The 11,079-nt window shown below is 35.3% G+C and carries 9 protein-coding genes; all 9 read right to left on the reverse strand.

The window, feature by feature from the left end; translation table 11 throughout:
• Positions 1 to 18 precede the first annotated feature (18 nt).
• Complete coding sequence (locus DWX28_RS16400) at positions 19 to 1,182, reverse strand: glycosyltransferase family 4 protein (protein ID WP_118253983.1); 1,164 nt, start codon at positions 1,180 to 1,182, stop codon at positions 19 to 21.
• A 28-nt stretch (positions 1,183 to 1,210) separates the two neighbouring features.
• Positions 1,211 to 2,635: a hypothetical protein gene (locus tag DWX28_RS16405; RefSeq protein ID WP_118253986.1), complete on the reverse strand. Its 1,425-nt coding sequence runs from the start codon at positions 2,633 to 2,635 to the stop codon at positions 1,211 to 1,213.
• Between the two features lie 47 nt (positions 2,636 to 2,682).
• The gene (locus DWX28_RS16410; RefSeq protein WP_158565333.1) at positions 2,683 to 3,891 is read right to left on the reverse strand and encodes a glycosyltransferase; all 1,209 of its coding nucleotides are present in this window, start codon (positions 3,889 to 3,891) and stop codon (positions 2,683 to 2,685) included.
• An 11-nt stretch (positions 3,892 to 3,902) separates the two neighbouring features.
• Positions 3,903 to 5,129: a glycosyltransferase family 4 protein gene (locus DWX28_RS16415; RefSeq protein WP_118253990.1), complete on the reverse strand. Its 1,227-nt coding sequence runs from the start codon at positions 5,127 to 5,129 to the stop codon at positions 3,903 to 3,905.
• A complete protein-coding gene (locus DWX28_RS16420) occupies positions 5,126 to 5,746 on the reverse strand; it encodes a GNAT family N-acetyltransferase (RefSeq protein WP_118253992.1) in 621 nt (206 codons plus the stop codon). Before DWX28_RS16420 ends, DWX28_RS16415 begins: the two co-directional genes overlap by 4 nt.
• Positions 5,747 to 5,765: 19 nt before the next feature.
• The gene (locus DWX28_RS16425) at positions 5,766 to 6,443 is read right to left on the reverse strand and encodes a sugar transferase (protein WP_118253994.1); all 678 of its coding nucleotides are present in this window, start codon (positions 6,441 to 6,443) and stop codon (positions 5,766 to 5,768) included.
• Positions 6,444 to 6,461: 18 nt separating this feature from the next.
• A complete protein-coding gene (locus DWX28_RS16430) occupies positions 6,462 to 7,673 on the reverse strand; it encodes a DegT/DnrJ/EryC1/StrS family aminotransferase (protein WP_118253997.1) in 1,212 nt (403 codons plus the stop codon).
• A 30-nt stretch (positions 7,674 to 7,703) separates the two neighbouring features.
• On the reverse strand, positions 7,704 to 9,677 hold the full coding sequence (locus DWX28_RS16435; protein ID WP_118253999.1) for a polysaccharide biosynthesis protein: 1,974 nt from the start codon (positions 9,675 to 9,677) through the stop codon (positions 7,704 to 7,706).
• Positions 9,678 to 9,975: 298 nt separating this feature from the next.
• Complete coding sequence (locus tag DWX28_RS16440) at positions 9,976 to 10,893, reverse strand: tyrosine-type recombinase/integrase (protein ID WP_118254001.1); 918 nt, start codon at positions 10,891 to 10,893, stop codon at positions 9,976 to 9,978.
• Between the last annotated feature and the right edge of the window lie 186 nt (positions 10,894 to 11,079).

Below are 11,079 nucleotides of genomic sequence, written 5' to 3' on the forward strand. Positions count from 1 at the left end.
TTTAATTCCTCAATTATTTTATTGTTCATTTAATTCTTTCCTAAAACATTTATAATACTTTTCTTCTGTAAAACATTCTTCAACTCTTTTTCTCGCATTTTTACCCAACATTTTACGATATTCATCATTGAGAATCAATTTTTCTAGATAAAACGTCATATTATCTAGCATCTTATCATCTCTATTTAATAAAATACCACTATTCTCTTTTATAATTTCTTTAATCCCTCCTGATTTTGTGGATATAACTGCCAAACCAGATGCCATAGCTTCTAGAATACTTAAACCCAAGGGTTCTTCCCACATTGAAGGCAAAACAGCTATATCTGCAACAGCCTCCAGTTCTGCAACTTTATTATTACTCAAATATCCGGTAAATATTATTTTATTTTTGCATTTTTTAGCTTCTCTTTTTACTTTTTCGATATACGGATTAGTTGTCGATACTCCATACCACGAAGAGCCCATAATCACTAATTTAACATTTGCAAAATATTGTAATTTGCTATATGATCGAACTAACTCTAAAACTCCTTTGGATTCAACAAATCGTCCTGCAAAACATATAACTATATCTTTTTCAGCTATACCATATTTTTCCCTTATTTTTTCTTTCTCTCTAATATTATTATTAGGCAAAAATTTCTGTACTGATATTCCGTTATATACCACAGAAATTTTTGCTTTGGGATAATTTTTCTTTATGCAGGATTCAATATAATTACTCACTGCCAAAATTTTCGAACATTTTTCAATAGCTTTAGCCTCTCTTTTTTTTCCTACCAAAGCATCATTATGCATATGTAAATATACTGGTACTTTAAGAGCATCTTTAATTTTTTTTACAAATAATGGTCTATTCTCTACTACAATACAATCAATTTTTATATCTTTTAATGTACCAATGATATACTCTAAATACTCATTGTCATCGTTAAGCGGAAAGTAATGTCGAATTATTTTATTATAAATATTATTTTTCACAGGTAAACGTTTTAACTGAAAATAATGTATTTTTCCATTTTCAAATTCTCTACTCATATTTTCAGAACCGCTAAATACCCAAAATTCATCCTGTGAATTCTTAGAATATTTTAAAAAGACGTCAATTAATGATTCCACCGCACCACCTTTTACAGCCGGTACTGGTAATCTTCCTGGTGCTACTACTGCTATTTTCATTCATTACTCTCCTTGCAATTAAAATCTTCTAATATCTAACAACTAGTTTATGCTTGTGGCCCCAATTATTAACTTTAATCAACAGCCATAAGAAAAATGGTGTATTACTTGCTGACCACAAAATCGTAATCAAACAATACATTGGCAACATTCCTATTAATGATGCAAGCCATGCAGATATATATACTGTTCCTACATTCTTACTATATTTAACAATATTATCCAATTTTGATAAGATTTTAATCATAATAAATTGAACAGCTATGTCTGCAATTAATCCTAAAATGCGACCACAATACATAGTAAGCTGTCCAGAAAGCGACAACATCGCTGTAGATCCTTGTGTTACAAGATCAGATGTTGTTGGATAATTAGAAAAAATGCTATCAACAAATGTTAATCCTGGTATTTTAAAAAGAAATATATTATTTGTAATGTCTCTAAAAAACGATCCTATATGCATATCTTTACTGGCCATAATGTAACGTGCCTGTTCTGATGCACCATTATTTATTCCACAAAAATACAAATCAATTGTATTTGCTATTTCTTTTAAACTAATTGTCGTACTATTTGTTTGTGATGTAATATCTATTCCAAAATTTTTTAAAAAAATCAAACTTATTGCAATCAAGGTCAAAATAGGTATTGTAATACTTAATATAAATTTTTTATCATCTTCAAAAAGAATCAATAAAACCATAATAGACGCTAACGCACATTGAATGACAGAAGATCTATTATTTCCGAAATATATCATAAAATTAATAGCTGCTACCATACAACCAAGACATGGCCATATTTTCCTGTGATTTTTTTTATTTTTATCGCTAAATAACTGCACCAAAGCAATAAATAACATAGATTTCATACTCAGCAGTGCAATAATTGAATATGAATCATATGCTTTATTCTCAATAGCATCTGTCGCCAAAAAAAATCTAGCAGCATCCCATATCTCATCACCATTTCCTCTCAAAATCATTATCATACATAAAAATAACATAATGGCAATTCCAGAATACGTTAACTTTGAACTTAAATGTTCACTAGACTTTCTTTTTAATTTATTAATTACCCTTTTTTCCTCATTTCTATAAAATAATTTTAATCCTAAAAACACAGAAATTATTTCTATACATTGGTACACAATAGACCAAATGGTCTCCGTTGTTCCATATTTACTCAAATTTGTCATTGTATTTAACAATGGAGAAATACAATATCTAACAATCATTACTCCAAATAATATCTTAACCCCTATACCACCCTCATGTAGTTTAACGTCAAAGGGAAAAAGCACTAAACACATGGTAAAAACAAATGGAACAATCCAATAAAATCCCGAAACACCTGTCGTTGCTTTCGTCAGCATTTTCCAAAGACATCCCATGCTTATAAACAACATTATAATAACTAATATATTAGAAAATTTCACTTTAATTTTTTTCATTTGCAATTTCCTTTGTGGTGCATATCACTTTTGTCCTAATTTTAACTTTATTTTATAAATTGATAAATTTTTTCCGCCTGTGAAATATTATTTTTTTTCTCAACAATAAACTCACGTGCTTTCATCCCAAATTCCACTCTACATTTATCATTTTCATTTGCGACCCTCTCTATAGCTTTTGCTATATCTTTAGCCCCAGTACTATCCACATTTATTAAATACTGAAAATATTCCTGAGGAATTCCCATCAATTTTAATGACAACACTGGCTTACCCGTAAGCATATATTCAAATAATTTTGAAGGAAAACAAAATTTTGATGCTTCTTCTTTCGGATCGCGCATATTTATAAGCATTGTCGCCTTTTCCTGCAATTCACGTAATTCATCACGCGATGACAGAAATCCATAAAACTTAATTTTATTATTTTTATCAGCATATTCTATAACATTTTTTTCAAAATCTCCGCTACCAGTAATCCATAATTCAAATCTATCATCCAACAGTTCAAATGCCTTAAGTAAATTCTCTATCTTAAAGTTCTTTTTAATACCCCCTGAATACATTACTATAAATTTATTTTTACTACTTGATGATGTTTTTAAAGGTCTTTCGATTTCTCTAGAATTTATTGAACCTTCCATCACCATCCACTTTTTATCTGTAATATGCAAATATTCAGCCATAGATTCTGTATATAAAATATAATCATCTATATATTCCATGTTATGTCGCATATTTTCCCAATCAATTCTTTTTAGCCATTTTTTTAATTGTCCTGCCCTCAAATCCATAAATTGTGGCAAATCCGGAATAATTAAATGAATTTTTATTTTAGGATTAATTTTTTTAATCGTCTTTGCCATCTCCAAGCAAACAGAACGCATCTCATAAATAAAAACATCCACAGGCTCTTTTGTATTCAATTTTTCAAAATATTTCTTTACATCTTTTTTTAGGCTTAACTTTGAGTACCATTTATTAAAATATTTTATGTTTACCACAGATGTTAATATATCTTCTGCACCTTTTCCATGTGTCGATTTTATTTTAGGCATAAAAATTTTTTTATCACTCGGAAAGCCCTTAAAAGAAAGAACACCTAATGTATCAATACTTGAATTTGTAACTGTTTCTAGACCTTCTAAAATATTAGCTTGAGATGTAACAGATGCAGGATTTTTATATCCCAATTCTTGTACTTTTGATATAGATTTTTCGGAAACATAGCTGCCAATCCACACTATTTTTCTCATATAAACCATCCTTAAACTTTCAATATTTTCAAATATTTATCAACACATTTTTTCTTGCTTATCTCATTTGTAACATAATGCCTTCCCCGTATTCCCATATTAGTATTATTTTCGCTCTTTAATTTAAGTATAGCTTTAATCAAGCTATTTTTTTCCCCCGCAGGGCATACAATTCCACAACCAACTTTTTTAATAAGAGTTGCCAACTCACTGTCCTGATCAAATGATGCTAATATTGGTTTCTCTGCCGCCATAATGCTCCATGTCTTGCTTGGGACAGAACTTCCACCTATTCCAGGTTTACTAATTATTAACCCAGCATCTCCCACACTAAACACATTTGCAATTTCTTCATAAGGCTGAAAAGGTAACATCACCACATTCGTAATTTTTTCCGCTTCTATTCTCTTTTCCACTTCTACTTTGGCCGCACCATCACCAATTACTACAAAGCGAATCTCTTCATCTTTTATCTGCTTTGCAACATCTAGAAGAAGATTCATGTTTTGTGAATGACCTATATTTCCACTGTAACAAATATAAAATTTATTTCGATCCAATTTATATCTATCAAAAATCGGATTATCGTTTCTAGAAACGGGAAACACCTCGCAAGTATCAATCCAATTAGGAACTACATGAACTTTGTTTTTATCTGCACCTTTTTTTATGATATTTTGTTTAAAAGCATCGCTGATTGTAATAATTTCATCTGCATTTTTGTAAGTATAATTTTCTATTTTTCGTCCTAATTTCCAAATCCAACTTCCCTTTGAAGTCATTTTGGCATTTACTAACGAATCTGGAAAAATGTCCTGAAGGCAATAAACAAATGGGATGTTTTTTTTCTTGCTTAGTCTCTTTTTCACTAAAGCACCTAACAATCCTTGCGTTGGAGGAGTACTGTTAGCAAAAATCACATCTATATTTTTATATTTAATTCCATATCTATAAGTTTGCAAATTACACCATAAATACCTAAACATCCTAATTATTGGATTTTTTCCCTCTTTTGGTGCATTAAATCTTCTAACATGAACATGCCCTTTGTACAATGTTTCTTTATATCTATGTTTATATTCTTTTCTTACTGTATCATCGATTCCGCGGGTAGGAGTTGGACATATAATATAAATATTATGTCCCGTCTTAGTTAAAGCATTTAATAAATCATTTTCCAAATGTGTAAATGCAATCGATTCTGGTTCAAAATAAGCATCTAAGAACAAAATATTCATTTATGATTCCCACTCTTCCTGTATCTGTATTCAAGCATTTTCCTACCTTCACTTGTTGCATATTGCCTTTTCTTAACAAAACCATTTTTTTCATAAAAATGGATAGCTAGATCATTATCTATGGCATCCGTTTCAAGAGTAATGTATGCATACTTCTTAAAGTCTACTCGATTTTTTAATTCATCTATTAATTTTGAGCCGACTCCTTTTGACTTACTTTTAGGATCAACGCCAATTGAAGCAAGTTCAACATACCTCTCCTTTCTTTTTGCCTCGCCTGGTTTTAAAAAAGCCTTAATAATATGCATAAACGCAGATGGTTTTCTAAAAAAAGCCCCTATACTATACCAGGCAAATGGGATAATTTTAGTTTTAATCATATACTTATATAAGCCGCTAAAATTACTTGAATATGCCAGAAATCCAAGTGTTTTATTCCCATCTTCAGCCACTAATAAGCCAGCATACTCATAATCACAATAAGATTTATACATCTGATTTAAAAATCCGCGTCCCATAAAAGTCAGAAAGAACCCCTCAAATGTATTAAGATGAATGGAGACAATCTCATTAATCAGTTTTTTTTCATTTGATTGCACCTCACGTACTGAAATCAAAATATTCCCTCCTCTTTCCTTACAGCACTGCAAAAACAGTTTTAATCATTGTAGCAATTTCTCCTAAGAAACTAAACTTTCTTATACTACTCAGATTATACTTCATTTTCTCTGGGAGAACTTTTGTAATATATACCTCGTCTACATCCTCAGCTGCATCTAGCAGTTCTGCCTCATCTTTATACTTTATACTTGCTTCAGAGGTAATTCCCGCAGGTAATAACAATGTTGCAAAATATTCTGGTTTATATTTTTTTACATATTTTACCACCTCTGGTCGCGTTCCAACAAAGCTCATATTTCCAGACAATATATCAAACACCTGCGGAAGCTCATCTAAACGATATTTTCGAAGAAAAGCTCCTGTCGGTGTAATACGGTTATCACCAGAAACAGTAACCGCACTGCCAATCTGATCTGCATTTGCTACCATAGTCCGAAATTTATGAATCTTAAATTTCTTTCCATACGTGGTAACACGTTCCTGACGATAAAAAACTCCACCTTCAGACTCAGTCGCAATTTTGATTCCAATGACAAGCATTGGAATTGCAGTTACTACAAGAATCCCAACACCTGCCACAAGATCAAATCCCCTCTTTAATATCAGGCTGACTTTCTTTCTAGAAAGAATATTATAGTATTCTTTCACCTCATCACATTTCATAAACTCAGGAAGATCTTCCCACTTTCTCATTCTCGCTCCCCTTATTGATTAGGATTTTTTAATATAACTTTTTACAATCTGGCAGTAATTCTTAATTACATAATCCACTTCTTCATTTGTTAATTTTGTATGAAGAGGTAATGTAATTTCATTTTCAAATTGTTTATAAGCATTTGGATAATTTTCAATATCAAATCCAAGATTTTTATACGCAGTCATCATCGGTAATGGTTTGTAATGTACATTGCACGCAATTCCTGCTTCTGCCATTTTAACAATAATCTCATGACGCTGTTCCAGAGTGATTCCAGGAACTCTTGTAATATACAGATGTCCTGACGATTGGTGTTCGTCTGTATAATGGTCCAGCACTTCAATACCAAGTGGTTTAAATGCCGCATCATATTTTTCAATAATTTCTTTTCTTCTGGCAAGAAGTCCCTTATAACGTTTCATCTGTGCCAGTCCAATCCCTGCTACGACATCTGTCATATTGCATTTAAACCATGGACCGACAATATCATATTCCCATGCACCAAGCTGTGTTTTGGCCAGAGCATCTTTTGACTGTCCATGCAAAGACAAGAGCTGATACTGATGATAAATCTCTTCATTATCAATCCCCTCAATATCATGCCATGTCACTGCACCGCCCTCTGCTGTAGTGAAATTCTTCACTGCATGAAAACTGAAATTTGAAAAATCCGCAATACTTCCTACCAGTTTTCCTTTCCAAGTCGCACCAAATGCATGAGCCGCATCTGCCATAACAATTACTCTTCCGATTGCTTCCTGAATTTTGTTTGCAGGATGGAACAATGCTTTTTTGTTTTCCACGATAGAAAAGATTCTGTCATAATCACATGGAACACCCCCAAGATCGACTGGAATGATTACTTTTGTTTTTTCAGTAATAGCTTCTGCCAGTTTATCATAGTCCATTTCAAGACTGTCTTTCTGCGTATCGACCATTACTAATTTAGCTCCTACATGGCAGACTACAGAAGCACTTGCCGTATATGTATATGCACAGGTGATTACTTCATCGCCCTCCGAAATGCCCAATAGACGTAAAGTCATCTCAGCGCATGCAGTCTGAGAGCTTAAGCATACTGCTTTGCTTACTCCGCAGAATTCTGCAACTTCTTTTTCCAATTCTTTTGTTTTTGGTCCGGTTGTGATCCATCCGGATCTTAATGCCTCTGATACCTGCTCAATTTCTTCTTCTGTAATGTCCGGTGGTGAAAATGGAATCTTCATAACTAAATCCTTCTTTCTTAATTCTATGAATTATATAACTGCAGTCTGTTCTAAATGCTGCATATTTTTTCTTGTATTTACCATCTCTTTTGACTGCTCGGCAGTACAGTTTACTTCTTCCGGCTTTCTGAATGTTGGAACTGCTTTTCTCAGAGCCTCGCGTGCTACGTTGTCATCTTCTGTCGCACACGCAGCCTGCAGTTCTTCAAGTTTCACATTAATATCATGCTCACACAGCGGAGCATCACGTTCGATGAAGATCATGCTGTTTGGTGTCTTGTCAAGTTCTTCTGTTTTAACAAGAAGTTCTTCGTATAATTTTTCTCCCGGACGCAGACCGGTTTCTACGATATCGATTCCCTGCACACCTGACAGACGGATCATGTTCTCTGCAAGATCCAGGATCTTGACCGGCTTCCCCATATCCAGTACGAACAGTTCACCATTCTGTGCCATTGCCCCACTCTGGAGTACCAGCTGAGAGGCTTCCGGAATGGTCATGAAGTAACGGATGATTCTCTTATCTGTAAGTGTGACCGGACCGCCGTTGGCAATCTGGCGTTTGAACAGCGGGATAACAGATCCTGCACTTCCAAGTACATTTCCGAAACGGGTCGCACTGTATTTAACTTTACCGTGTGTACTTGCACTCAGAACGATCATTTCACACATTCGTTTCGTCGCACCCATAACGTTGGTCGGATTGACTGCCTTGTCTGTGGATACCATCATGAAACGCTCTGCATTGTGTTTCTCACACATTTCTACAATTACTCTGGTACCGAAGACATTGTTTTCGATTGCTTCAATACAGTTGTGCTCCATCAGCGGAACATGCTTATGAGCTGCTGCATTGATTACGATCTGTGGATGATACTGCTCAAAGACTCTTTCCATCGCTCTGCGGTTTGTGATAGAAGCAATCTCTACCTGAAGGTCGAGTTTACCTTTGTAGGCAATCTTGAGTTCCTGCTGAACATCGTAGGCACCATTTTCGTAAATATCCAGAATGATCAACTTGCGTGGATTCATCTTGGCAAGCTGACGGCAGAGTTCGGAACCGATGGAACCGCCGCCTCCTGTGATCAGGATTACTTTGTTGCGATAGTAGTCATAAGTCTTCTCATCTGTAACGACCAGAGGTTTACGGAATAACAGTTCCTCAATATCAAACTCTCTCAGGTGGCGTTTGCCGCCTGCTGCATAAACTGTCGGATAATCGTAGACCTTTAATTTGTATCCGGCTTTCTTGTAGTATTCGTACAGAGCCTTTTTCTTGTCAGCATCCATGGATGGAATCGCAAAGACGATTTCCTGTACTTCGTATTCTGCAAGTCTCTTGAGCGTTGCTTCGTCTTCTGAGTATACTGGAATTCCCTGAATTTCACGACCGACTTTTTCCTTATTAGTATCAATAAAACAACGTGGTATGTATGCAGCTTCTTCGTTATTAAGAAGCTCCTCTGCAAAGCTTACTCCTACACGACCTGCACCGATGATCGCGATCTTAATCTTCTGTACTTCTTTGTCACTTGCCGCCTGTACACCGGATACGAGATAAAGAAGTTTCGCCAGAAATCTGCCATACAAAGTTTCCTGATTGCCGCATTTGTAAGCGTAACGGTACATCATACGAAGAGTAAGCGCTCCCAGAACGTTCATGCAGAACAACGCCAGCATTCTTGCAAAGGTAATCTTGTGAACCGGAAGTATCAATTCCAGTAATACATATACCCAGAATGCAATCGCATCTGTAAACAATAGCCTGATGTAACACTGAATCCCGCCATACCGCCATACCTGCCCGTAGACATTGCCAATCAGTCTCGCAGCAAAGACACATATCGCGGAAAGAAGCATCTGCTGGATAACCGTTACTGTCGCGAGTTTATCGTTGCCGCCATAGAGAACCAACAGTAAAGCTGCAACCACCAGATATATCACTATGTCGTATAAAACAAGTGTCCAGCGAATGTTTCGTTTTTTGTTTCCGTTATTTTTCATTTGCACCTCTCATATTCAGGAGCACCCTGTTGTAGCGGGCATCTCCTGTCCCTTCCTTTCCCAAGCTTCCTTTTTATGTTTTATACCGTATACGCATATGCGTTACATTATAACACATTTTTCGAGCACAGACATGCCCTATTTTTAGTTTCGTATATACAATAGCATTTTCGATTGGTGTAGTCAACTGTTGTAGGATGCTGAATTGGCACGAATTTGGTCTGATTATGACATTTTTTAATATTTGCTTTTGGTGGATGGTGGGGATTTTGGTGGGATTATAAGGAATTCTACTGTTTTATGCCGCACCTGCGATGTCCATCTTGTTTCGTGGATGCAGTTCTCTCAGAATCTCAGCCTGTTTCCTCGCTGCAATATGGATATAGATCTGTGTTGTTTTTATGGAACTATGCCCCAGAATCTGCTGCACACAGCTTACATCCACGCCCTCTTCTATCAGATAGGTCGCAAAAGAATGACGGAACATATGTGGGGTTATGTTTCTTTTTATGCCGGCCTGGTTTGTATATTTTTTCAGCATCAGGCGGATGGACTGCTCCGTAAATCTGCTTCCCCGGCAGTTTACAAAGAAAAAGCCGCTGTTTTGGATCTCTGTTTTATTTTTTTTGTAATATTTTTTCAATATGGCAAGCACTGAAGGATTGCTGATCTGGACGTATCTTTCTTTGTTTCCTTTTCCCATTAATTTAATCAGTCCTGTATTCAGATTGATATTTTCTTCTTTTATATTGGAAACTTCATAGACACGGGCTCCGGTTGCAAAAAACAGTTCGATGACTGCTGCATCTCGCAGAATATATTTATAATCTGATGCGGTGCTTTGTTCCAGGCATTTATAGATATGATTCAGAAGCTGTTCGATTTCTTCTCTGGGAATGATTCTGGGAAGTGTTACGGATTCTTTGAATTTGACTTTGATTTTGTGAAATGGATTTTCAGTGATGATCTCGGATTCTTCCAGATAATTATAGAAGGCTTTTATGGAGGCGATTTTTCTTTTTACGGTTTTGGGCTTGTATTGCTTGTGCAGATGGGTGATGTAGGCTTCAATCTGCTGCCTTTGTGGGGTGTTGGTATTGGTGTATGTGAAATATTGCCGGAGATCAGTCTTGTAGGCTTTGAGGGTGTTGTAGTCGAGTTCTTTGCGGTATTTGCAGAATTCCAGGTATGGGGTGAGGTTGGATTGTATATTCATGTTTTTTGAGGTCTCCTTTTGCTTTTGTATTTGCTTTTGTGGCAGATTGTTCGAAGTTGTAGTATAGCATGGAATGGTGAGGGAATAAAGGCTGAGGTGTATGGTTTTCGTATGGTACAGGGGATTATGGTTACTGTTCAAGGGTATGCATAGTCCATTGTAAAAAGTGATGAAATTTATTTTTTT

Origin of the sequence: Blautia sp. AF19-10LB (genome assembly GCF_003461245.1) — a bacterium.
GTDB classification, from domain to species: domain Bacteria; phylum Bacillota; class Clostridia; order Lachnospirales; family Lachnospiraceae; genus Blautia_A; species Blautia_A intestinihominis.